Source organism: Bradyrhizobium sp. MI1.11 (assembly GCF_055811255.1).
Map to the genome: position 1 here is coordinate 71858 of NZ_JBVVPM010000004.1, position 22188 is coordinate 94045.

The 22188-nt window shown below is 64.6% G+C and carries 22 protein-coding genes and 1 pseudogene; 4 read left to right on the top strand and 19 right to left on the bottom strand.

The features are described from left to right. Window positions 1-94: 94 nt before the first annotated feature. Window positions 95-689, top strand: a pseudogene (locus AC0L30_RS05470) (hypothetical protein). 79 nt (window positions 690-768) lie between these two features. Next, window positions 769-1764: a dienelactone hydrolase family protein gene (locus tag AC0L30_RS05475; protein WP_007603061.1), complete on the top strand. Its 996-nt coding sequence runs from the start codon at window positions 769-771 to the stop codon at window positions 1762-1764. Between the two features lie 108 nt (window positions 1765-1872). Here AC0L30_RS05475 and AC0L30_RS05480 read toward each other — a convergent pair whose 3' ends face one another. The 9 genes from AC0L30_RS05480 to AC0L30_RS05520 all read right to left on the bottom strand — a co-directional run bounded on the left by AC0L30_RS05480 (window position 1873) and on the right by AC0L30_RS05520 (window position 10590). Continuing rightward, entirely contained in the window at window positions 1873-2529 is a 657-nt protein-coding gene (locus tag AC0L30_RS05480) for a carboxymuconolactone decarboxylase family protein (RefSeq protein ID WP_473403947.1), read from the bottom strand. Window positions 2530-2594: 65 nt separating this feature from the next. Then, entirely contained in the window at window positions 2595-3413 is an 819-nt protein-coding gene (gene blaOXA / locus AC0L30_RS05485; RefSeq protein ID WP_219684091.1) for a class D beta-lactamase, read from the bottom strand. A 68-nt stretch (window positions 3414-3481) separates the two neighbouring features. Next, window positions 3482-3742 (bottom strand): EscU/YscU/HrcU family type III secretion system export apparatus switch protein, encoded by a 261-nt coding sequence (locus AC0L30_RS05490; protein WP_473403948.1) that lies wholly within the window; start codon window positions 3740-3742, stop codon window positions 3482-3484. Beyond that, window positions 3739-5343: a flagellar hook-length control protein FliK gene (gene fliK / locus AC0L30_RS05495; protein ID WP_473403949.1), complete on the bottom strand. Its 1605-nt coding sequence runs from the start codon at window positions 5341-5343 to the stop codon at window positions 3739-3741. Before fliK ends, AC0L30_RS05490 begins: the two co-directional genes overlap by 4 nt. A gap of 54 nt (window positions 5344-5397) precedes the next feature. Next, a complete protein-coding gene (locus AC0L30_RS05500; protein ID WP_007603057.1) occupies window positions 5398-6192 on the bottom strand; it encodes an ATP12 family chaperone protein in 795 nt (264 codons plus the stop codon). Window positions 6193-6242: 50 nt separating this feature from the next. Next, window positions 6243-7460 carry an RluA family pseudouridine synthase gene (locus AC0L30_RS05505; RefSeq protein WP_473403950.1) on the bottom strand — a complete coding sequence of 406 codons (1218 nt, stop codon included), beginning with the start codon at window positions 7458-7460 and terminating at the stop codon, window positions 6243-6245. After that, window positions 7457-7774: a HigA family addiction module antitoxin gene (locus AC0L30_RS05510; RefSeq protein WP_007603055.1), complete on the bottom strand. Its 318-nt coding sequence runs from the start codon at window positions 7772-7774 to the stop codon at window positions 7457-7459. Before AC0L30_RS05510 ends, AC0L30_RS05505 begins: the two co-directional genes overlap by 4 nt. A 78-nt stretch (window positions 7775-7852) precedes the next feature. Next, window positions 7853-9187, bottom strand: a complete 1335-nt coding sequence (locus tag AC0L30_RS05515; protein WP_354158567.1) for a replication-associated recombination protein A — start codon at window positions 9185-9187, stop codon at window positions 7853-7855. Beyond that, window positions 9184-10590: a DegQ family serine endoprotease gene (locus AC0L30_RS05520; RefSeq protein WP_007603053.1), complete on the bottom strand. Its 1407-nt coding sequence runs from the start codon at window positions 10588-10590 to the stop codon at window positions 9184-9186. The genes AC0L30_RS05515 and AC0L30_RS05520 overlap by 4 nt, the downstream gene beginning before the upstream one ends. Before the next feature lie 312 nt (window positions 10591-10902). Between AC0L30_RS05520 and AC0L30_RS05525 the strand changes: the two genes are divergently transcribed. Further along, entirely contained in the window at window positions 10903-12516 is a 1614-nt protein-coding gene (locus AC0L30_RS05525; RefSeq protein ID WP_473403951.1) for an OprO/OprP family phosphate-selective porin, read from the top strand. Between the two features lie 78 nt (window positions 12517-12594). Next, a complete protein-coding gene (locus AC0L30_RS05530) occupies window positions 12595-13608 on the top strand; it encodes a zinc-binding alcohol dehydrogenase family protein (protein ID WP_473403952.1) in 1014 nt (337 codons plus the stop codon). 3 nt (window positions 13609-13611) lie between these two features. Here the strand turns inward: AC0L30_RS05530 and AC0L30_RS05535 are convergent, their stop codons facing one another. From AC0L30_RS05535 to rplO, 10 genes are all read right to left on the bottom strand, one after another. Next, window positions 13612-14940 (bottom strand): chloride channel protein, encoded by a 1329-nt coding sequence (locus AC0L30_RS05535; protein ID WP_473403953.1) that lies wholly within the window; start codon window positions 14938-14940, stop codon window positions 13612-13614. Between the two features lie 53 nt (window positions 14941-14993). Continuing rightward, window positions 14994-15290 (bottom strand): DUF1330 domain-containing protein, encoded by a 297-nt coding sequence (locus AC0L30_RS05540; protein ID WP_007603049.1) that lies wholly within the window; start codon window positions 15288-15290, stop codon window positions 14994-14996. A gap of 9 nt (window positions 15291-15299) precedes the next feature. Further along, window positions 15300-16088 (bottom strand): SDR family NAD(P)-dependent oxidoreductase, encoded by a 789-nt coding sequence (locus AC0L30_RS05545; protein ID WP_473403954.1) that lies wholly within the window; start codon window positions 16086-16088, stop codon window positions 15300-15302. Window positions 16089-16248: 160 nt separating this feature from the next. Then, window positions 16249-16665 (bottom strand): 50S ribosomal protein L17, encoded by a 417-nt coding sequence (gene rplQ, locus AC0L30_RS05550; protein WP_063995936.1) that lies wholly within the window; start codon window positions 16663-16665, stop codon window positions 16249-16251. 120 nt (window positions 16666-16785) lie between these two features. Then, entirely contained in the window at window positions 16786-17817 is a 1032-nt protein-coding gene (locus tag AC0L30_RS05555; RefSeq protein ID WP_007603046.1) for a DNA-directed RNA polymerase subunit alpha, read from the bottom strand. 111 nt (window positions 17818-17928) lie between these two features. Further along, on the bottom strand, window positions 17929-18318 hold the full coding sequence (rpsK, locus tag AC0L30_RS05560) for a 30S ribosomal protein S11 (RefSeq protein WP_007603045.1): 390 nt from the start codon (window positions 18316-18318) through the stop codon (window positions 17929-17931). A 123-nt stretch (window positions 18319-18441) separates the two neighbouring features. After that, window positions 18442-18810: a 30S ribosomal protein S13 gene (rpsM, locus tag AC0L30_RS05565; RefSeq protein ID WP_007611599.1), complete on the bottom strand. Its 369-nt coding sequence runs from the start codon at window positions 18808-18810 to the stop codon at window positions 18442-18444. A gap of 187 nt (window positions 18811-18997) precedes the next feature. Continuing rightward, a complete protein-coding gene (locus tag AC0L30_RS05570; protein ID WP_473403955.1) occupies window positions 18998-19879 on the bottom strand; it encodes an adenylate kinase in 882 nt (293 codons plus the stop codon). A gap of 280 nt (window positions 19880-20159) precedes the next feature. Beyond that, window positions 20160-21491, bottom strand: coding sequence for a preprotein translocase subunit SecY (gene secY / locus AC0L30_RS05575; RefSeq protein WP_007603040.1), 1332 nt, complete (start codon window positions 21489-21491; stop codon window positions 20160-20162). 152 nt (window positions 21492-21643) lie between these two features. Further along, window positions 21644-22129: a 50S ribosomal protein L15 gene (rplO, locus tag AC0L30_RS05580; protein WP_007603039.1), complete on the bottom strand. Its 486-nt coding sequence runs from the start codon at window positions 22127-22129 to the stop codon at window positions 21644-21646. Window positions 22130-22188 lie beyond the last annotated feature (59 nt).

Sequence of the window (22188 nt, forward strand, 5' to 3'; positions counted from 1 at the left end):
TCAGGCTTGCTCACGTTTACGATCAGGCGCCGAATGTTGCGTGAGCTCAGTCGGTACGGCGGCGGTCATCATTTCCGGCTGCAAGCATCACCCCATGTCCGCGACGGTCGTTCCCCTGCCGCCGAACCCATCGTCCGAAACCACGGACTTCCTGCGGCGCATGGCCAGCATGGTGTCGGGGCGGAACGGCGAGATGCTGCTGCGCGCGGCCGCGCTGATCGAGTCGCTGACGCAACGGGCGATGTCGGCGGAACGCCTCTATCACCGGGAGCACGAAGAGAACACGCGCAACAGCGAGCTGCGCGAGGCCGGTGAGATGGCGTCCGACGCCATGGTCAAGCAAATCGACGGGCTGCGCAGCCAGCTTGCCGAGGTCACCTCGGCCGCGGCGGCCGAGCGCGCGGCATTCGATGCCGAGCGCGGCAAGCTTGTCGGCCTGATGCAGCACGCCGAGAGCCATATCGGCCAGCTCACAAGCGAGCTGGAAACGCTGCACGCCTCGGTCGACAGCTTCAACGAGACCGCAATCTTCCGTGCCGATCGAGGTGCTGCGGCTGGCGCGCACCCAGTTCGATTTCCTCTCCGCCGGCTTTGCCCGCAAGGGCGACGTGATCTCGCAGGCGATGAGCGAGATTGGCGGTTTTGCGATCGACCAGGCGCTGACGGTGAAGAAGGCCGATCCCGCCTGAGGCGAACCGCCGGCTTGCGTCAATTTGACAGCGCGCAGGCCTGTTGTTCTACTCACTGAAAATCACGGGGGAGGATCCGATGCCGACGGCATTCCGCGTCGCCATGGCGCTCTGCATTTCAACGCTGTTCGTCGGCATTTGCGCCAACGCGCAATCGCTTCCCAGGGAAGTCGCCACCCGCGCCGAGATCTACCCGATCCCCTCGCTCACCCTCTCCGACCAGCAATTCCTGAGCGGCGACGCCGCGGCCGGCAAGCCGGTGACGGTCGCAGGCGAACTCCGCGTGGCGCAAGGCAGCGGAAAACTCCCCGTCGTGGTGCTGATGCACGGCTCGAGCGGCGTCGGCACCACCACCGAAGCCTGGGTGCACGCGTTCAACGCCATGGGCATCTCGACCTTCGTGATCGACGGCTTTACCGGCCGCGGGCTGACGGTGGTGGGGCCGAACCAGGCTCTGCTCGGCCGGCTCAACCTCGTCATCGACATCTACCGCTCGCTGGAGATCCTCGCAAAACATCCCCGCGTCGATCCGGATCGCATCGTGCTGATGGGCTTTTCACGCGGCGGACAGGCGACGCTCTATGCGAGCCTCGAGCGCTTCCACAAGCTCTGGAACAAGTCCGGCATCCAGTTCGCCGCCTACATTCCGTTCTACCCCGACTGCTCGACGACCTATCAGAACGACACGGACGTCGCCGTGCGCCCGATCCGCATCTTTCACGGCACGCCCGACGACTACAATCCCGTCAAGAGCTGCAAGGCTTTCGTTGAGCGGCTCAAGACGGCCGGCCGCGACGTGGTGCTGACCGAATACCCCGACAGCGCGCATGGTTTTGACAGTGGGCTGCTCGGCGTCAATACGGTTGCCGTGTCCACGGGGGCGCAGACGGTACGCAGCTGCCAGATCAAGGAAGGCGATGGCGGCGTGCTGATGAACGCCGATACGAAAGCGCCATTCACGTACAAGGATTCCTGCGTCGAGCTCAATCCGCATGTCGGCGGCAATCCCGCGACTGCCGCCGAGTCGCGCAAGGCCGTGGTGGAGTTTTTGCAGGCGCTGTTCAAGCTGGGTTAGGCCAGCGCGACATACTCCGTCATTGCGAGCGCAGCGAAGCAATCCAGAATCTTTCCGCAGCGGCAGTCTGGATTGCTTCGTCGCTTCGCTCCTCGCAATGACGCGCTCTTACGGCTCGCCCGGCTTGAACGGCTCCTGCTTGTCCGGCGGCACGGTCTCCTCCGCCATTGCCAGCAGCATCGCGACCATCACGTAATTGCCGGCGACCGCGGTAAGGTCGACGATCTGCTGGTCATCGAACACCTTCTTCGCGCGCGCAAAGGTTTCGTCGCCGATCTTCTTCGTCGTGGTGAGCTCAGTGACGAAATCGTAGACCACGGCCTCGTCCTCGGCCATGTTCGCAGGCCGCTTATTGGCCATCAGCTCCGCGATGACGTCGGGCGACAGGCCCGCCTTCGCCGCGAGCGGCGCATGGGCGTACCATTCGACCTGCGAGCGCCATTGCCGCCCGATGATCAGGATCGCGAACTCGTTGAGTTTTGTCGGGACCGAGGTCTCCCAGCGCAGATAGTGGAACAGGTCAAACAGACGCTGGCCGAGCACCGGGCTGCGGATCATCGGATTGTAGGGCCCGCCGATGCCCACGCTCGAGACCTTCATGATCTGCTCGGCGAGCGGCTTCTGCTTGGCGTCGAGCTGGTCCATCGTGAGCTGCGGAAAGCGCGGCTCCCTGCTGGTGGCGGGAGCGGCAAACATCGTAGCGGCGAGCCAGCCGCCCGCGGCAGCAAGCGTCAGCGACGACAGCCAGAGCGGCGTTGAGTTCATGTTGTGTCCTCCCGGTTTTTTCTTGACCCGGAGGATGCTAGTCGAGCGGCGCTCGCGCGGTAGCGCTAGATCGCGCCGATCTCGGCAAGGCAGGCTTGCGTCAGCGGCATGCGCTCACCGACCAGACGCGGCTCCTTGCAGTCCATATTGAGCGCGAACACGGTGTGCGCTTCGCCCTTCTCGGCCCAGCCCACCATCCAGCCAAGCGACGGCTCGCCGCGCTCTGCACCAAGCAGCCCGGACTTGGCGCGAATGACGCTATCGCCGACCTTGGTCACCGGCAGGATGTCAGCGACGAGATCCTGGCTGCGTTTCGAGATCGGCAGCGCGCGACGGCGCAGCCGGTCGACGAAATCGACCTGCTCGACCGGATCGATGCGCAAGGCGCCGGTGAGCCAGAATTGGTCGATGCCGCCGCCGATGTCGCGATTGCCGTAGTCGAACAGATCGACGTATTTCTGCATGCGCTCTTGCCCGATCCGGCGCGCGATCTCCTGATAGACCGGCACCGCGCTCACGAGAATCGCGCTGCGCAGCGTGTGGTCCTTGTTCCAGGCCTCGATCGGACGCTTCACGCCATCCCAGGGAAATACGTCCTTGTCGGGATCAGTGACGACGCCAGTTTCGAGCGCGATCAGCGAGTTCGGAATCTTGAAGGTCGAAGCCGGCAGCTTCGCCTCGCCCGAACGTTCCTTGTCGCTGGCGACGATCAGATAGTCCTCGACCTTGTAGCCGACGAACGTCCCGGCCGTGTTGAGGTCGGTGAAGCGCTTTGCAAGGCTGTCACGGATCTCGTTGCGCGGCGGCGCGACGTGAGCGAGTGCGCGCGATGGCAGGATCGCGGCTGCGGCGAGAAGACCGAGAGTCGAACGGCGGGTGAGCAAGAGCGATGTCCGTTGAACGATAAAATGGACCCGACCATGAAGCCGTTATCGTGGTGAAACGATGACAGCTACCGCCTGCCCGACAGCCGCAGCACGAACACCAGTACTTCGGCGACGGCCTTGTAGAGGTCGGGCGGGATCTCCTCGCCGAGTTCGACCTTGGAGAGCGCGCCGGCCAGGATCTCGTTCTCCTCGATCGGGATGTCGTTGGCGTTGGCGATCTCGACGATTTTTTCGCCGATCGTGCCCTTGCCCTTGGCGACGACGACAGGCGCGTTGCTGCCCTTCTCGTAATGGAGCGCAATCGCAAGCTTCGACGGGTCGCTCATGTGGCGCGATCCAGGAAGTGGCCGGCACGGGCCGGTGTGGGCTGCGGCGGGGTGCCATCGCGGACCAGGATGTCGCCGGGCTTGAGCTCGGCCCTGGTCAGGGCCTGGTTGAGCTCGCCGATTCCGGCGCGGAGCTGCTGTGCGGTCGCCGGCCGCTCCGCCCACATCCGCACGAAGGTCTTGTCACCGTTCAGAGTAATCAAAGCGTGCACGGGGCCGGCCGGCTCGACATTGAGCGTGAAGCGCGCGCGCCAGGCGCGCTTGGCGGGATCGGCGGATTCATTGCCGCCGTCGCGCGAGATCTCGAACTGCGCCATTGCCGTGCCCTGCGGCGTTGCGAATGGAATCTCGAAATTCCACTGCGGCACGGTCGGATCGATCCTGTGACCGCCGGCGTCGGTGCGATCGGGGAGCGAAGCAACCTGCAGCAAGGTCTGGCGCGCGATCGCTGCATCGGTGTCGTCGAGCAGGCGATGCAAGGTGGCAGCGAGCGGCGTATCCGGTACGAGTGACGGCGAGGCGATGGATTGCGGCGACGGCAGCGCGCCGCGAACCGGTGGTGGCGTCGCGCGCGCGGCGGCCTCGAAAATATGTCCGTCGGGCACGGCCTTGTTCGAGCCCGGCACGTTCCCCATCATGCGCGGCAGGTTTTGCGTGATCTCTTGCAGGAGACTGGCGGCAAGGCCTGCGGTCATGGTCCGCGGCATCGAAGCCTGCGGCGCACCGCCAGCGATGTCCGCCAACACAGAGGCTACGAGATTGGCGCTGCGCGGCATTTGCGGTGATTGGGCGATCTCAGGTTCGGTTGCGGTCAATGCGGCCTGTGCAGCCTGCGTCTGCGCGACAGCGACCTGCGGTGCCGCCACGGTATCAGCTGGAAGGGCGGCACCTTGCGCCTGTGGCGCCGTCTCGAGCGTTGTCAGAGTCTGCCGCAGCACCAGCAGCGCGGCTTTCAAATCCGGCATCGTTCCGGAGGACGGCGTCACGCCTGCGGCGAGCGAGGCCTCGAGGAGCAGCCCGGACTTCTGGAAGGCGGATTCGATATCGCCGCCATCGAGCCCGGTGTTGAGCGGCGTCTGCTGCGCCAGCACGCCCAGCATCGCCTGCTTCAGCCCCGCCGGAAGATCGCTGCCGGTGACGACCGCGGCCAGATTGGCGAACAGCGGCGCCTGGCTGCCCTGCTTTGTGACCGCCTCGGCCGAAGCTGCGGTAACGGCGACCTGCTCCGATGGCGTCAGCACGTTGCGTCCCGCGCTCGCCGACGGAGCAAGCGAGGGGCTGTCAACCAGCGAGGCCGCAGCCGGCGTCAGCGTGACCTGATCGGCGGTCGCCTCGCCGGCGCCGCCCATGACGGCGAGCCGGATGGTGCCGCCGTTCTGCGACACCGCAAGCTGGAGATTTTGTCCCGGTGTCAGCGACACCTCGGACATCACATCCATCGAGAGGTTGGCGATCGCGATCCGCACCAGATTATCGGCGAGCACGCTGACCACTCTGGCGTCGACCACGCTGCCGGCCTGCAGCACAAGATCGGGCGTCGCCGCGTCAGCAACAGGGCTGGCGGCACTGACGGGAAGAATCGAGCTTATCGGCGTCGGCATCGCGAGGGGCCCTGGAGCACGGGCCACCCTAACGCCTGCGTCGTAAACCTCTCGTTAAGGACCTTTGGCCGCAGGCGGCTTCACAGCGGCCAAAACCGCCACGGCAGCCTCGAAATCCCGCAGGCGGGCTGCGCGGCGGCCCGCCGCCTCCTCGTCCACGCCCCATTTCTCGGCATTCCAGTCCTCGTCGACATAAGCCGCCGCCCAGACCTGATCGGCGTCGCGTACGCCATGGGCTAGTGCCAGCGCCAGCAGGGCCGAGCCGGTGAGCGTGGTGATCACGTGGAGCGCGGCGACCGACCAGGCATCCCCCGGCAGCGCCGCACGCGCGGCCTGGAGCGCCTCCTCCGGCTGCGTCACATGCATGACGCCTTCGGACAGGATGAAATGCGCGCCGAGCGTCTCCGCGGCCCAGAACAGCACGGGGTCCCAATGCGCGGCCTCCCGGGCGACAAGTCCCTCGGGATGGCCGGCGCGATAAAACAGCAGATCGGACTGGAGGTATTTTGCGAGGTCGTCCGTGACGAGATCGACGCGGTCGACGACGCCCTCGACCACGCTGTTGGCGATCCGCGTCAGCGGCATGGTCATGGGCTTGATCGTCTCGTTCTGATCCGCCCACTCGGCGGCCACTGCGTCGGCCAGCGCGCGCGAGGGGATCACCACCTGGCGCCCGGAGGGCGTTCGGATCGCCTTGCCATCGAGGGTGATGGCGAAGCCGTCCTCGGCCTCGGTTACCCCTGCCTCCTTGTAGAAACGCTTGCGCAACGGCACGCGCGTGGCCTGGCGGACCAACTCCTGCGGATCGAGCGGGGATCGCCCCGCAGCTTCATCGAACAATTCGCGCATCTTGTTTCGGTCCCTGCCCAGTCACCAACCCTTCAACCGCCCCCGTTCAACTACTCTTCAGGCGCGTTCTCGATCGGATCAAACCGGCTTGCGTCGAGTCCGAGCAGGTTCCACGACTGCTGCATGTGCTGCGGCAGCGGCGCGGTGGCATCGATGAAGCCGCCGCGCGGATGCGGGATGACGATGCGGCGTGCCAGCAGGTGCAGCCGGTTTTGCAGGCCGCCCGGCAGCTGCCAATTCTCGATGTTGAAATATTTGGGATCGCCGACGATGGGGTGGCCGATATGTTCCATGTGGGCGCGCAGCTGGTGGGTGCGCCCGGTCACCGGCTTCAACGACACCCATGTCAGCTTGTTGCCGGCGGTCTCGACCACCGCATAGTAGGTCACCGCGTGGCTTGCGCCCTCGTCGCCATGCTGGGCGATGCGCATGATGGTGTCGTCCTCGCTCTCTTCCTTGGCAAGGAATGTCGAGATGCGGCCCTGCTTCGGCTTCGGTAGCCCCGGCACCAGCGCCCAATAGGTTTTTCGCGCCGACCGCGAACGGAACGCGCCGGTCAGATGCGAGGCGGCAAAGCGCGTCTTGGCGACCAGGAGACAGCCCGACGTCTCCCTGTCGATGCGATGCACGAGGCGCGGCTTCTGGCCCTTGGAATCGCGCATCACCTCCAGCATCTGGTCGATGTGTCGCGTCATGCCCGAGCCGCCCTGCACGGCGAGACCGGCCGGTTTGTTCAGGACGAGAACGTCGTCGTCCTCATAGATCGTCATCTCCTTCAGCGCGGCAAGCGTCTTTTGCGCCGCCTCCGACTGCGGGTTGGGTGCCTTCGGCGTGTCGAGCTTCAGCGGCGGAATGCGGACGCTCTGACCCTCCTCCAGGCGGTCCTTGCTGTCGACGCGCTTGCCGTCGACGCGCAGCTCGCCTTTGCGAACGACGCGCTGGATGTGGGAGAACGACAGGCCGGGAAAGTGCGCTTCAAGGAAGCGGTCGACGCGCATGTTGTTCTCGTCGGCCGTCACCTTGACGGTCTGCACCTTGGTCGGCAGCAATGCCTCGACGGGCTTTGCAGCAACCGGCGTTTCCTGCACAACAGCTTTGGGCGCGCGCCGTTCGTTGCGCCCGGCCGCAAATCGCGGCGGCTTCCCGCCCGGCTTCGCCCCAGGCCGCGGCCCCGCCGCCTTGGCGCTGCGCGCCTTGAACGGACGCGCCTCCTTGCGCTCGTCGCGCTCGCGAGGTTTCGGGTTCATTCTCTTGATGCGGCGGCTCATGCGGTTTTTCCAAGCTTTCGTGTCGACTGCACCGTCGCGCGGCGCGGCAGCGACGCAACCTGCGCCCCCACCTCTTCTTCCGCGAGGCGCAGCTCATATTGCTGCTGCAGGTCCATCCAGAACTGCGGGCTGGTGTCGAACCAGTGACCAAGACGCAACGCCGTATCGGCCGTGATTCCGCGCTGTCCATTGATGATGCCGGTGATCCGGTTCACGGGTACATCGACCTGACGCGCGAGTTCTGCGGCGGAGATGCCGAGTTGTCGCAGTTCTTCGGCAAGGTGTTCACCGGGATGTATGGGCGTGCGGGGCATGGCGATTTCTTGGCCGGACTAGCGTGAATTACGCGTTACGTAAACCGTAAATCGAACCCTGCAGCAAGTCCGAAAGGGTTAGGCCCCACCCCGCTCCTTCCGCAACTTGGCCCAATAATCCAGCCGCTTCCTGATCTCCCGCTCGAACCCGCGGTCGGGCGGGTCGTAAAAGGTCTGGCGGCCCAGCGCATCCGGGAAGTAATCCTGGCCGGAGAAGGCGTCGGGGGCGTCATGGTCGTATTCGTAAGATGCGCCGTAGCCTTCCGACTTCATCAACTTGGTCGGCGAGTTGAGGATATGTTTCGGCGGCAGCAGCGAGCCGGCCTGCTTTGCGACCTGCATCGCCTTGCCGAAGGCGGTGTAGACGGCGTTCGATTTCGGTGCGGTGGCGAGATAGACCACCGCCTGCGCGATGGCGAGCTCGCCCTCGGGATGACCGAGAAAGTCGAAGGTGTCCTTGGCGGCGTTGGCGATGACCAGCGCCTGCGGATCGGCAAGCCCGATATCCTCGACCGCCATGCGCACGACGCGGCGGGCCAGAAACAGCGGATCCTCGCCGGCATCGAGCATGCGCGCGAGATAATACAGCGCGGCATCGGGATCGGAGCCCCGCACCGACTTATGCAGCGCCGAGATCAAATTGTAATGGCCGTCGGCCGACTTGTCGTAGATGGGCGCGCGGCGCTGCAAAATCTCCTGCAACTGCGCGGCGTCGAAAATCTCGTCCTTGCGCGCGGCGCGCCAGACTTCCTCGACGAGCGTCAGCGACGCGCGGCCGTCGCCATCGGCCATGCGCACCAGCACGGCGCGCGCTTCCTCGTCGAGGGGCAGCTTGCGGCCCTCGACCTCCTCGGCATGCGCAAACAGCTTTTCGATCGCGGCCGCGTCGAGCGAGCGAAACACCAGCACGCGCGCCCGGGACAGAAGCGCCGCGTTGAGCTCGAAGGACGGATTTTCGGTGGTAGCGCCGACCATCACCACTGTGCCATCTTCCATGACCGGCAGAAACGAATCCTGCTGGGCGCGGTTGAAGCGATGCACCTCGTCGACGAACAGCAGCGTGCCCTTGCCCATCTCGCGGCGTGCACGCGCCGCCTCAAAGGCCTTCTTCAAATCGGCGACGCCGGAGAACACCGCGGAGATCTGCTCGAAATGCAGATCGGTGGCGTCCGCGAGAAGCCGCGCCACCGTGGTCTTGCCGGTGCCGGGCGGGCCCCAGAACACCAGCGAGCCCAGCGTGCGCGTCTCCAGCATGCGCGTCAGCGCGCCGTCGGGACCCAGGATGTGATCCTGGCCGACGACCTCCGAGAGCGCGCGCGGCCGCAGCCGATCCGGCAGCGGATGCGGAGCCTCGTGATCGAGCCCCGCCGCGGCGAAGAGAGTTGGCGTCTCCTGTGGTCGTTTCGGACTCATCCGCCCAGCGTGACGTTGATCTGCTGGCCGCCGCGCACCAGCGTGATGCGCCAGATGCGCTGGCGCTCGGCCGCCGCCTTTTCGAGATCGCTGGTCTTGCTGATCTTTTGGTTGTTGACCGCCAGGATGACGTCGCCCTTCTGGAAGCCGACATTCGCGGCCGCGCTGTCGCCGCCGAGATCGGTGACCACGACGCCTTCGGTATCGGCGTCCAGATGCAGCTCGTCGGCGAGCGCCGGGGTGATGGTCGAGACCTTCGCGCCTTGGAGAGGCGAGCGCGCGGTAATGACGAGCTCGTTGCGGCCGGCATCGGGCGCGGCGTCCAGCGCCACCGTCAGCTTAATCGGCTTGCCGCCGCGCTGCACGTCGATCTGCGCCGTGCCGCCGAGCGGCCGTGTGGCGAAACGATAGTCGAAGGCGTTGGGATCATCCACGGTCTGGCCGTCGATCGAGACGATCAGGTCGGAGGATTTCAGCCCGGCCTTCGCCGCCGGTCCGTTCGGAACGACGCTTGCGACCAGCGCACCGGTCGGCGAACGCAGCCCGAGGCTCTCGGCGATCTCCGGCGTCACCGCCTGCAACTTCGCCCCTAACCAGGGCCGCTTCACCGCCTTGCCGCCGCCCTTGGCGGAGGCGACGACGACGCGCACCATGTTGGCGGGGATGGCGAAGCCGATGCCCTGCGAGCCGCCGGAGCGCGAATAGATCGCGGTGTTGATGCCCGCGAGCCTGCCGTTCATGTCGACCAACGCGCCGCCGGAATTGCCGGGATTGATCGCCGCGTCGGTCTGGATGAAGAACTGGTAGTCGGTGATACCGACCTGCGTGCGCGCCAAGGCCGAGATGATGCCGTGAGTCACGGTCTGGCCGACGCCGAAGGGATTGCCGATCGCCATCACGACGTCGCCGACCAGCAGCTCGTCCGAATTGGTGAATTCGAGAGCCGGAAACTTCTCCTTGGTGTCCTTCAGCCGCAGCACGGCGAGATCGCTGCGCGAGTCCTTCAGCACGATCTCGGCCTCGAACTCACGCTTGTCCGACAGCGACACCTTGACCTGGTCGGCGCCTTCGATGACGTGGACGTTGGTGACAACAAGCCCCGACGCATCGACGATCACGCCCGAACCGAGCGAGCGCTGCACCTGCTCCTGCTGCTGGCCGGGCACGCCGAAGAAGCGGCGGAAGATCGGGTCGTCGAGCAGCGGGTTGCGGTTCTGCACCACCTTGGCGGCATAGACGTTGACAACCGCCGGCTGCACCCGCTGCACGATCGGCGCATAGGACAGCCGCAGTTCAGCGGGCGAGGACGGCACTCGGCGGTCCTGCGCGGCGGCCGGATTGAAGTTGGCCGAAAAGGCTATGCACAGTGCCGTGACGACGGCGGTCCAGGTCGATCGAAACATTCCTACCTCTTGGAAAAGACGCCGGAATATAGGCGCGTTCGCCCCCCAATAGAAGGGCGCCCGGCGGCATATTCGCCCCCCTTTTTGGTGTGTCCGGCCTGCAAGCTGTGCGCGCGAAATAGCAATTTGCCGGGGCTGTGGATTGGCATGATGTGCGTCATCTTGCATGGTGGTGCAAGGCGGATTCGGTTGCGGCGAATTTACACCAGTGGGAACCGCGCAACCGGGCGCAGCGTCGCGGGGCAGTCATCGATCACACCTAGGCTCTCCGCCAGCGACTTGGGGAAGTTCGTCAAACGATGGAGTCATGACGTGAGCAGGACAAGAATTGCAGCCACGGCGATTGGTCTCGCCGCCGCACTGGCAGCTTCGCAGGCCCAGGCCCAATCGGCGAGCAGCAGCGACCAGGAGATCGCGCTCCTGAAGCAGCAGTTGAAGATGCTGGAGCAGAAGCTCGACAAGCTCCAGAGCCAGACCGCCGCGAATACCGCGGCGACGGCGAAGGCCAGGCTTGAGGCGAAGGCGGAGGCGAAAGCCGAAGCGCGGTCCGAAGCGAAGGCCGTCGTCGCCAACGCCAACGCGGCGATCCCGCTCAAGGGACCGGCGCCCGCATCCGGCGTCGTCGTGACGATGCCGAACAACCGGCCCACCATCTGCACTGCCGATGGAGCAAACTGCGTCGGAATCACAGGCCGCGTGCATTGGGATGTCGGCGGCTATGACTATCGGCCCAACACGGCGGCGACCGTGCCGCAAAAGCTCGACAGCGGCGAGAACGTCCGCCGCGCGCGCATCGGTCTCGCCGGCAAGTTCTTCAATGACTGGAATTTCGCGCTGATCTACGACTTCGGCGGCTCCTCCGACGGATTTGGCGGCGCAGCTCCGGGTTCGCTGCCCGGCGGCGGCGTCTCCGGCGTCGAGAACGCCTATCTCAGCTACACCGGCTTGAAGCCATTCGGCGGCAAGATGGCCATCGAAGGCGGCATCATGGACTTGCCCTACACGCTCGATGAGGCCACGAGCTCCAACGACATCATGTTCATGGAACGCGCCTCGGCCGGCATCGTCGCCACCAGCATCGCCGCGGGGGACTTCCGTTCGGCGGTCGGCACGCGCTGGTACAACGACGTGTTCTGGGCGGGCGGCTATGTTACCGGTCCCGCTACCGGTGCGATCCACTCAGCCTCGAGCGTTGCGCCGAACGGCACCACGGAACAATACGGCGCGGTCGCCCGTGTCGCCGGCCAGGTCGTCAGCGGCAAAGACTACTCAGTCCATCTCGGCGGCAATGCCGAATGGCTGATCCAGCCGACGCGCAATCTGGTGACGGGTGCACAGACGGTGACGCTGAGCGATCGTCCGGAACTGCGCATCGATCCCACGGCACTGGCTACGACCGGCGCAATCGCCAATGCCTCCGGCGCGCAGGTCTACAGCGTCGAAGCGGCCGCCACCTATGGACCGCTGATCCTGCAAGGCGAGTATTTCTGGTACAACATCGATCGCAGCGCCAATACCGGCCTGCCGCCGCTAGGTGCGCCGAGCCTCAAATTCCAGGGCGGCTACGCGCAGGCCGGCTACGTGCTGACGGGCGAGAGCCGCAGTTACAATGCGGCGAATGCGGCCTATGGCGGCGTTAAGCCGGCGCACCCGTTCTCACTCGAGGGCGGTGGCTGGGGCGCGTGGGAAATCGCGGGACGGTTCTCCACGGTCGACCTCAACGATCAGCTCGGAACCGCCACCGGCGTCGCAGGCGGCCGGCAGACCGTCTACACGGCGGCGCTGAACTGGTATGTCAACGGCAACGTCCGTTTCATGCTGGACTATCTGCATGGCACGGTGTCGAGGCAGGCCTCGCCGGTCTCGACCGCCGATGTCGGCTCGAAATTCGATGCGGTCGCGATGCGGACGCAGTTCGCGTTCTAGGTCTCGCCTGTCGTCCCGGGGCGCCAAAATGCGAACCCGGGACCCAGCATCTGCAACGCTATCTGAAGGAGACACGCCATGAAGGCCGTCGGCTACAGGAAGTCGCTTCCGATCGAGGATCAGGACGCGCTGATCGATTTCGAGACCGCAAAGCCCGAGCCCGGCGGCCGCGACATCCGCGTCGCCGTGAAGGCGATCTCGGCCAATCCGGTCGATTACAAGGTGCGCAAGCGCGCCGCTCCGCCCGAGGGCGAGACGAAGATTCTGGGCTATGACGCGGCCGGCGTGGTCGACGCCGTCGGTCCCGACGTCACGCTGTTCAAGCCGGGCGACGAGGTGTTTTACGCCGGCTCGATCCTGCGCCAGGGTACCAATTCCGAATTCCATCTCGTTGACGAGCGTATCGTCGGCAATAAGCCGAAGAGCCTGTCGTTTGCGCAGGCCGCCGCCCTTCCCCTCACCTCCATCACCGCGTGGGAGCTGTTATTCGATCGGCTCGGTGCGGTGCCCGGCAAGAGTGTTGATCCGCGCACGCTCTTGATCACGGGCGGCGCCGGCGGTGTCGGCTCCATCCTGATCCAGCTTGCACGCCGCCTCACCGGCCTTACGGTTGTCGCGACCGCGACGCGACCGGAGTCGCAAAAATGGTGCCTCGATCTCGGCGCGCATGCGGTGATCGACCACGGCAAGCCGATGAAGGAGCAGATCGAGAAGCTCAAGCTGCCGCCGGTCGCGCTGGTGGCGAGCCTCACCTTCACCGACCAGCATTACAAGGCGATCGCCGATTTGATGGCGCCGCAGGGGAAGTTCGGCCTGATCGACGATCCCCCGGAATTCACGGTTGCCGCGTTCAAGGGCAAGGCCATCTCGGTGCATTGGGAATCGATGTTCACGCGCTCCTCGTTCCAGACCGCCGACATGATCGCGCAACATCATCTGCTGAACGACGTCGCCGACCTCATCGACAAGGGTGTCTTGCGTACCACGTTGGACCAGACCTTTGGCACGATCAACGCGGCCAATCTCAAGCGCGCGCACGCGCTGCTCGAGAGCGGCAAGTCGCGCGGCAAGATCGTGCTGGAGGGGTGGTAGGTCTTAGCTCGAAGCGGGCGCCGCTTTCGTCTCCGGCGGACGCGTCGCCCGCTCAATAAAGCCCTTGGCAAGCGCGTGGTAGATCCCTTCCTCGCAGATCATCCGCGATGTGGCATGTGCAATCAGGGCGGCGGCCATCAACGGCACCACCATGGCGTGGTTGTCGGTCATCTCGGTCACGATGACAAAAGCGGTGATCGGCGCCTGCACTACACCTGCAAAATACGACACCATGCCAAGCAGCATGATCGCGCCGACCGGAGCGTCGTGGAAGAAGGACGCGATATTGCTGCCGAGGCCGGCTCCAACGGCGAGTGACGGCGAAAAAATTCCGCCGGGTATGCCACTGATTGCCGCGAAGGTGGTGGCGAGAAGCTTGAGGATGCCGAAGTCCTGCGGCAGCGGTCCGCCCTGCTCCAGGGCCGTCTTTACCTGCTGGTAGCCTGTGCCATAGATCGTATCGCCGGAGACAAGGCCGCAGATCGCGACCGCCAATCCGCACGCAAGCGCGAACCACAGAGGGTGGCCCTTCACCGCGCGTCCGAACGGATGGGCCAAGCCGCGCGCCATAATGATGACGATACGGCTGAAGATGCCGCCAGCCAAACCGCCGACCACGCCGCACACCGGAACCGCCAGCCAGTCGACGCCGGGGGCCAGCGACATCGCACTGCTGCCGAAATAGGCGTAGTTGCCCATCAGCGCGAGCGAGGTCAGGCCGGCCGCGATCACCGCCGCAATGATGAGGCTGCTGGTACGTGTCTCGAAAGCACGGCTCATCTCCTCGATGCCGAAGACGATTCCCGCCAGCGGTGTGTTGAAGGCGGCCGCGACGCCGGCGGCCGCGCCGGCCAGGATCAATCCGGGCTGGCGGCGTGGCGAGACGCGGCCGAGGGCGAACATGATGGAAGCGCCGACTTGAACGCTCGGTCCTTCCCGGCCGACGGAGCCGCCGCATAGCAGGCCGAACAAGGTGAGGATCACTTTTCCGATCGCGATTCGGATCGAGACCAGGCTCTCGCGCGCCGCCTGGTCGGTCAGATGCCGCGCGGCGATCGCCTGGGGAATGCCGCTGCCCTGTGCGTTCGGGAACAGCCGGGTGGTCAGATAGGCCGAGAGCATGAAGCCGAGAGGTGTCACCGCGAGTACGACGTAGCGCGACTGAGCCAACAGCAGCGCAAAGGCGTGCTGGGCGAGATCGGCGAGCTGGGCCAGCACCACCGCCGCGGCGCCAACCCCGATCCCACCGAGCACGAAGATCGCCCGCCGCTGCCATCGCGCGGATGTCAGCCTGAACAGGCGTTTATGGCGGGTCGACAGGGGCCAGAGCATGAGCCGTTTTAGCCGGTCACATCGCGAATTGAAGGGGCAAGCGAGCAGACCAGCTAGACTGGAACCACGCCTTCGACGAACATCAACCGTCGCTCCAGCGCCGTTTGCCGCAGCTTTAGCGCTTCGGCATATTCCACTGACGCGTACCATTCCTGCGCCCGCGCCATCGATGGGAACTCCACGATGATGATGGTCTTGGGCGGCGGGCCGCCCTCCACCACCTCAGTGGCGCCGCCACGCACGAGATAGCGGCCGCCATATTGCGCGATGGTTGCCGCGGCCAACGTGCGATAGGCCTCCATCGCGGCTCTGTCGCGCACCTCGACCTCGGAGATCACGTAGGCCGGCATGCGCAGGCCTCAGGCAATCGTGTTGACGATGCCGCCCTCGGCACGCAGCGCCGCACCGTTGGTCGCGGACGCTTCCTTCGAGGCGACATAGACCACCATGTTGGCGATCTCGTCGACGCTGGCGAAGCGCTGGATCAGCGAGCTCGGGCGATGCTGCTTGACGAAATTGGCCGCGGCCTCATCGACCGACTGGCCGTTCTGCTTGGCAAGATCCTTCACGAACGTCTCGACGCCCTCCGACATTGTCGGGCCCGGCAGCACGGAATTGACGGTGACGCCGGTGCCGCGGGTGAGCTGCGCCAGGCCCCGCGCGACCGAGAGCTGGGCCGTCTTGCTCATGCCGTAGTGGATCATCTCGAGGGGAATGTTGAGCCCGGACTCCGAGGAGATGAAGACGATGCGGCCCCAGTTGCGCTTGAGCATGCCCTTCATATACGCGCGCGAGAGACGCACGCCGCTCATGACGTTGACCTCGAAGAAGCGGCTCCAGTCCTCGTCCGGAATGTCGAAAAAGTCCTTCGGCTCGAAGATGCCGGCATTGTTGATGAGGATATCGACGTCTGGCAGCGCCGCGGCCAGCGCCTTGCAGCCGGCAGCGGTCGAGACATCGGCAGCGATGCCGCGGACCTTCCCGCCCACACCTTCCAGCTTGCGCACGGCGGCATCGACCTTGTCCTGGCCGCGTCCGTTGATCACGACGCTCGCACCCGAGCCGGCAAGGCCCTTGGCGATGGCGTGGCCGATACCAGCGGTCGAGCCGGTCACGAGGGCGGTCTTTCCGGAAAGGTCGATGTTCATGCGTGATCTCCGTTGATGCTGGCGGAGATATTGGGCGCTGCCGGCACGATAGCAATCGGCACTCACCGACGCGTGAGGAGCAGGACGCAACCAACGAGGACGGCCAATAAAAAAGCGGCGCCCGAAGGCGCCGCTTTCTGAAAACTCTCTGCCGGTCGGCTTACGCCGCCTCGGCTTCCTTTTCCTGCACCGGACCGGAATCCTGGCCCTTGGCATCGACGTCGCGATCGACGAACTCGATCACGGCCATCGGGGCGTTGTCGCCGTAGCGGAAGCCGGCCTTGATGATGCGGGTGTAGCCACCCTGGCGATCCTTGTAGCGGGGCGCCAAGACGTCGAACAGCTTCCTGACCTGATCCTTGTCGCGCATCTCGGAGATGGCCTGGCGGCGCATGGACAGGCCGCCCTTCTTGCCGAGGGTGATCAGCTTCTCGACGATCGGGCGCAATTCCTTCGCCTTCGGCAGCGTGGTGACGATCTGCTCGTGCTTGATCAGCGCGGCGCACATGTTGGCGAACATCGCGCGGCGATGCTCGGCGGTGCGGTTGAGCTTGCGATGAACCTTGCCGTGACGCATTTTATCTATTCCTTGAATTTCATTCGTCGCGACGGTTCGTCGGACCAGTTGCTCAGGTGGGCTGCCTGCGTTCGCCCGCTAAGGCGCGATGAATTCGCGCCTCAGCTGTCGTCGTTCGGATCAGTAGTGATCCTCGAAGCGCTTGGCGAGCTCGTCGATGTTCTCCGGCGGCCAGCCCGGCACTTCCATGCCGAGGTGCAGACCCATCTGGGCCAGCACTTCCTTGATCTCGTTCAGCGACTTGCGGCCGAAGTTCGGAGTGCGGAGCATTTCCGCTTCGCTCTTCTGCACGAGATCGCCGATGTAGACGATGTTGTCGTTCTTCAAGCAGTTGGCCGAACGCACCGACAGCTCGAGCTCGTCCACCTTCTTGAGGAAGGCCGGGTTGAAGGCGAGGTCCGGGATGATCTCCTGGGCGACTTCCTTGCGCGGCTCTTCGAAGTTGACGAACACGTTGAGCTGATCCTGCAGGATGCGCGCAGCGTAGGCCACAGAATCATCCGGCGTCAGCGCGCCGTTGGTCTCGATCGTCATGGTCAGCTTGTCGTAGTCGAGGATCTGGCCCTCGCGGGTGTTCTCGACCTTGTAGGAGACCTTGCGGACCGGCGAGTACAGGCTATCGACCGGGATCAGGCCGATCGGTGCGTCCTCGGGGCGGTTGCGCTCCGCGGGAACGTAGCCCTTGCCGGTTGCGACCGTGAACTCCATGCGGATCTCGGCGCCCTCGTCGAGCGTGCAGATCTGCAGGTCGGGATTGAGCACGACGACGTCGCCCACGGTCTGGATGTCGCCGGCGGTGACGACGCCCGGGCCGGACTTCTTGACGACCATGCGCTTGGGGCCTTCGCCCTGCATCTTGATCGAGATGTCCTTGATGTTGAGCACGATGTCGGTGACGTCCTCACGGACGCCCGCGATCGAGGAGAACTCGTGCAGCACGCCGTCAATGTGCACCGACTGCACTGCCGCGCCCTGGAGCGAGGACAGCAGGATGCGGCGCAGCGCGTTGCCGAGCGTCTGGCCGAAGCCGCGCTCGAGCGGTTCGGCGACGATGGTCGCGAAACGGGTCGGATCGCTGCCGGGCTGTACCTGCAGCTTGTTCGGCCGAATCAGTTCTTGCCAATTTTTCTGGATCGTCACTGTTTCACCCATACAGGCCAGTCAGACTGCTGTTGCAGGCACTGGCGTTGGAGAAAGGCCGCAGATCATTTCCACGGCTTTGCAAAAAGTCATCGCGGGCGCCGATGCGCCCGCAATCTGGTATCAAACGCGCCGACGCTTACGGGGACGGCAACCGTTGTGCGGGATCGTGGTCACGTCGCGGATCGAGGTGACGGTGAAGCCCGCGGCCTGCAGCGCCCGGAGCGCCGATTCGCGGCCCGAACCGGGACCGGCGACTTCGACTTCCAGCGTGCGCATGCCGTGCTCTTGCGCCTTCTTCGACACGTCCTCGGCGGCAACCTGTGCGGCATACGGGGTCGACTTGCGCGAGCCCTTGAAGCCCATCGTGCCGGCGGAGGACCAGGCAATCGTGTTGCCCTGCGCGTCGGTGATGGTGATGGTCGTGTTGTTGAACGACGAGTTCACGTGCGCGACGCCGGAGGCGATGTTCTTGCGCTCACGACGACGAACGCGGGTGGCTTCCTTGCCCATAGACTACCTTTCCTGAAGATCTCAAACGCCGCCGTAATGCCAGCGGCTACACCTGTGGAACGAAAGGCGCGTGGCGAACGGGTCATCCCCGGGTCGCCACACGCCGTGATTGGATGCGAAAACTTACTTCTTCTTGCCGGCGATGGCCTTGGCCGGACCCTTGCGCGTACGCGCATTGGTGTGGGTACGCTGGCCACGCACCGGCAGACCGCGACGATGGCGCAGGCCGCGGTAGCAGCCGAGATCCATCAGACGCTTGATGTTGATGCCGACCTCACGACGCAAATCGCCCTCGACGAGATAGTCGCGGTCGATCACTTCGCGGATCTGAAGCACTTCGGCGTCGCTGAGCTGATTGACCCGACGATCGTCTGGGATCTTCACCTTCTCCATGATCTCACCGGCGATCTTCTGACCGATGCCATGGATGTACTGGAGCGCGATCAGCACGCGCTTGTTGGTCGGGATGTTCACGCCGGCAATACGGGCCACGGCCTTCTCTCCTGTCGCCAATCCCTCGTCAGGAATCGGGCTTTAAGTGCTTGGTTTCTCGGGCAGGTGTTCACAAACGCGAACACGACGCCCACCCCTGGTCTTCCTGGGGCCCGGCATCGTTTGAAACTATCCGACTTGGATGCGGGGCTTATTAGGGGATTCAGGGGGCTTTCGTCAACCGCTGCTAGCGCTTAGCTCGCCTTTTCGTGACCTTTTTTGCGGCCTTTTTGGCACCTTTCTTGACAGCCTTCCTGGCGGTCTTTTTGGCTGCCTTCTTCTTTCCTACCTTCTTGGCGGCTTTCTTGACGATTCTCTTGCCTGCCTTCGTCGCCTTCTTGGCCGCCTTCTTGGATTTCGCAGCCTTTTTGGTCGCTTTCACGGGCTTTTTGGCCGATTTCTTAGCAGTCTTGGCCTTTCTGGCCGGGGCCGCCTTGGCCGCGCTCCGGGCGCGGGTCTTGCCATGTGTCTTGGGCTCGACCGCCCCGAGCGCCAGGAGCTGGCGATGGATGGCGCGGGTGACCTCGTCGATGGCCATCATGCCGTCGATGGTCGAGAGCTTCCGCCGCTCGGAATAGTAGTGAATCAGCGGCTCCGTCTGGTTGCGGTAGCTGGCGAGTCGCTTGGTGAGGACTTCCGGAGTGTCGTCGAGCCGGACCTCCTCCCCGCGCTCGCGCATCTGGGCGACGCGAGTCTCGACACGGTTCAGGAGCGCGCTCTCGTTGACGCGGAGCTCGATCACGGCATCGAGCTTGAGGTGCTTGTGCTTGAGCAGCTCATCCAGCGCCTCGGCCTGCGGCACGGTCCGCGGGAAACCGTCGAGGATAAAACCGTTCTTGGCATCCGGCTGATCGATCCGATCGGAGATGATTCCGACCACGACATCGTCTGGCACGAGGCCGCCGCTGGCCATGATCTCCTTGGCCTTGAGACCGACCGGCGTTCCGGCCGCCACCGCTGCACGCAACATCTCGCCGGTCGAGAGCTGGACGATGCCATAGCGCTGCACCAGCAGCTGCGCCTGGGTGCCCTTGCCCGATCCCGGCGGCCCCAGAAGTATAATTCTCATCGGCGTACGCCCCCCGATTGGTGCGCGATACGTCGTGCACCTGTGTTTTGAAGTCCAGTTACAGTGCAAATCATAATCAGCGCCGCACCGCTACCCATATCATAGGGGAGCAAATGGCCGGACGCCAAGAAGCCTTTGAGACCAGTGCTTGGAGATAAGTGCTTGCACGACAGTAAGAGCGGCTTTGCCGAGGCGACCGAATGGCCGGCTCGCCGTCCGCGCGCGTTGCACGCGCGGCGAATCGGCGGCGGCAATTGCGCCGCCCGAGAGGACGCCGCGCTTAACGGCGGCGGCCGCGCAGCTTCGACTTCCGGATCAGGCCTTCGTACTGATGCGCCAGGAGATAGCCCTGCACCTGTGCCACCGTGTCCATGGTGACGCTGACGACGATCAGCAGCGAAGTGCCGCCAAAGTAGAACGGCACCGACGCGTAGGAGATCAGGATTTCTGGAATCAAGCAGACGATCGCGAGATAGACCGCGCCGAGCACGGTGATGCGCGACAGCACGTAGTCGATATATTCCGCGGTACGCTCGCCCGGGCGGATACCCGGAATGAAGCCGCCGTGCTTCTTCAGATTGTCCGCAGTCTCGGTCGGATTGAACACGATCGCGGTGTAAAAGAAGGCGAAGAACACGATCAGCGCCAGATACATGATCAGGAACAGCGGACGGCCGTGGCCGAGCTGGGTGGTGATCCACTGGAACCATTCCGGCCCGCTGCCCGCATTGAAGTTCGCAACCGTGGTCGGCAGCAGCAGCAGTGAGGACGCGAAGATCGGCGGGATCACGCCCGAGGTGTTGAGCTTGAGCGGCAGATGCGAGGACTGCCCCTCGAACATCTTGTTGCCGACTTGGCGCTTCGGATACTGGATCAAGAGCCGGCGCTGGGCGCGCTCCACGAACACGATGAAGGCGATCACGGCCACCGCCATGACGATGACGACCAGAATCAGGCCGGTCGACATCGCACCCTGACGGCCGAGTTCGAGCATGTTGGCGAGCGCCGCGGGCAGCTCGGCGACGATGCCGGAGAGAATGATCAGAGAAATGCCGTTGCCGATGCCGCGCGAGGTGATCTGCTCGCCCAGCCACATCAGGAACATGGTGCCGCCGGTCAGCGTGATCGCCGTCGACAGGCGGAAGAACATGCCGGGGTCGCTGACGACGTTGCCGGCGCCTTCGAGGCCCACCGCAATGCCGTAGGACTGGAACGCGGCCAGGATCACCGTGAGATAACGGGTGTACTGGTTCAGCAGCTTGCGGCCGGACTCGCCTTCCTTCTTCAGCGCCTCGAGCTGCGGCGAGACGGTGGTCAGGAGCTGGATGATGATGGAGGCCGAGATGTACGGCATGATGTTCAGCGCAAAGATCGCCATGCGGTGAATGCCGCCGCCGGCGAACATGTTGAACATGCCGAGGATGCCGCCCGCCTGGGAGCGGAACACCTGCTCCCAGATGTTGGGATCGATGCCGGGGAGCGGGATGTAGGTCCCGAGCCGATAAACGAGCAGCGCACCCAGAGTAAACCAGATGCGCTTCTTCAGTTCGTCGGCCTTGGCAAACGCACCGAAATTGAGATTGGCTGCCAGTTGTTCCGCTGCAGAGGCCATCTTGGACTTTCTCCCGCCGCTTATTGCGCCGTTATGCCCGCGGCCGGGCTACATTATACCGGACACCGGACATTATCTGGGGCTACGGCTTCGATAAGTCCATCGTCCCGCATGCGTAAAGGCCCGCGAGCCGCGGGCCGATGACGCAGTTGTTACGCCGCCTCGCCTTCTTCCTTGGCAGGCGCGAGGATCTTCACCGAACCGCCGGCCTTCTCGACTGCCGCAATCGCGGTCTTCGAGGCGCCGTGCACTTCGATGTTGAGCTTGGCCTTGAACTCGCCACGGCCGAGCAGCCGCAGGCCACCCTTGGCGCGGCGCAGCACGCCGGCCTTGACCAGGGATTCGACGTTCACGACGCTGCCGGTGTCGATCTTCTTGGCATCGACCGCGTCCTGGAGCCGGTCGAGATTGATCTCGGCGAACTCGACGCGGAAGATGTTGTTGAAGCCGCGCTTGGGCAGACGACGATGCAAGGGCATCTGGCCGCCTTCGAAACCCTTGATGCGCACACCCGAACGCGCGGTCTGGCCCTTGCCCCCGCGGCCGGCCTGCTTGCCCTTGCCCGAACCAATGCCGCGGCCGACGCGCATACGCTTCTTGCGCGAGCCGGCATTGTCGGCGATATCGCTGAGCTTCATCGCCCTGCTCCTTGTTTCTTGCGCATGACCTTCACCGAAAACGGGTCCCCGCTCCGGGA

Bases quoted from the DNA above. Each gene is read 5' to 3' on its own strand.
- AC0L30_RS05475 (WP_007603061.1), top strand. From the start codon at position 769: ATGCCGACGGCATTCCGCGTCGCCATGGCGCTCTGCATTTCAACGCTG.
- AC0L30_RS05480 (WP_473403947.1), bottom strand. From the start codon at position 2,529: ATGAACTCAACGCCGCTCTGGCTGTCGTCGCTGACGCTTGCTGCCGCG.
- AC0L30_RS05490 (WP_473403948.1), bottom strand. From the start codon at position 3,742: ATGAGCGACCCGTCGAAGCTTGCGATTGCGCTCCATTACGAGAAGGGC.
- fliK (WP_473403949.1), bottom strand. From the start codon at position 5,343: ATGCCGACGCCGATAAGCTCGATTCTTCCCGTCAGTGCCGCCAGCCCT.
- AC0L30_RS05500 (WP_007603057.1), bottom strand. From the start codon at position 6,192: ATGCGCGAATTGTTCGATGAAGCTGCGGGGCGATCCCCGCTCGATCCG.
- AC0L30_RS05505 (WP_473403950.1), bottom strand. From the start codon at position 7,460: ATGAGCCGCCGCATCAAGAGAATGAACCCGAAACCTCGCGAGCGCGAC.
- AC0L30_RS05510 (WP_007603055.1), bottom strand. From the start codon at position 7,774: ATGCCCCGCACGCCCATACATCCCGGTGAACACCTTGCCGAAGAACTG.
- AC0L30_RS05515 (WP_354158567.1), bottom strand. From the start codon at position 9,187: ATGAGTCCGAAACGACCACAGGAGACGCCAACTCTCTTCGCCGCGGCG.
- AC0L30_RS05520 (WP_007603053.1), bottom strand. From the start codon at position 10,590: ATGTTTCGATCGACCTGGACCGCCGTCGTCACGGCACTGTGCATAGCC.
- AC0L30_RS05530 (WP_473403952.1), top strand. From the start codon at position 12,595: ATGAAGGCCGTCGGCTACAGGAAGTCGCTTCCGATCGAGGATCAGGAC.
- AC0L30_RS05535 (WP_473403953.1), bottom strand. From the start codon at position 14,940: ATGCTCTGGCCCCTGTCGACCCGCCATAAACGCCTGTTCAGGCTGACA.
- AC0L30_RS05540 (WP_007603049.1), bottom strand. From the start codon at position 15,290: ATGCCGGCCTACGTGATCTCCGAGGTCGAGGTGCGCGACAGAGCCGCG.
- AC0L30_RS05545 (WP_473403954.1), bottom strand. From the start codon at position 16,088: ATGAACATCGACCTTTCCGGAAAGACCGCCCTCGTGACCGGCTCGACC.
- rplQ (WP_063995936.1), bottom strand. From the start codon at position 16,665: ATGCGTCACGGCAAGGTTCATCGCAAGCTCAACCGCACCGCCGAGCAT.
- AC0L30_RS05555 (WP_007603046.1), bottom strand. From the start codon at position 17,817: ATGGGTGAAACAGTGACGATCCAGAAAAATTGGCAAGAACTGATTCGG.
- rpsK (WP_007603045.1), bottom strand. From the start codon at position 18,318: ATGGGCAAGGAAGCCACCCGCGTTCGTCGTCGTGAGCGCAAGAACATC.
- AC0L30_RS05570 (WP_473403955.1), bottom strand. From the start codon at position 19,879: ATGAGAATTATACTTCTGGGGCCGCCGGGATCGGGCAAGGGCACCCAG.
- secY (WP_007603040.1), bottom strand. From the start codon at position 21,491: ATGGCCTCTGCAGCGGAACAACTGGCAGCCAATCTCAATTTCGGTGCG.
- rplO (WP_007603039.1), bottom strand. From the start codon at position 22,129: ATGAAGCTCAGCGATATCGCCGACAATGCCGGCTCGCGCAAGAAGCGT.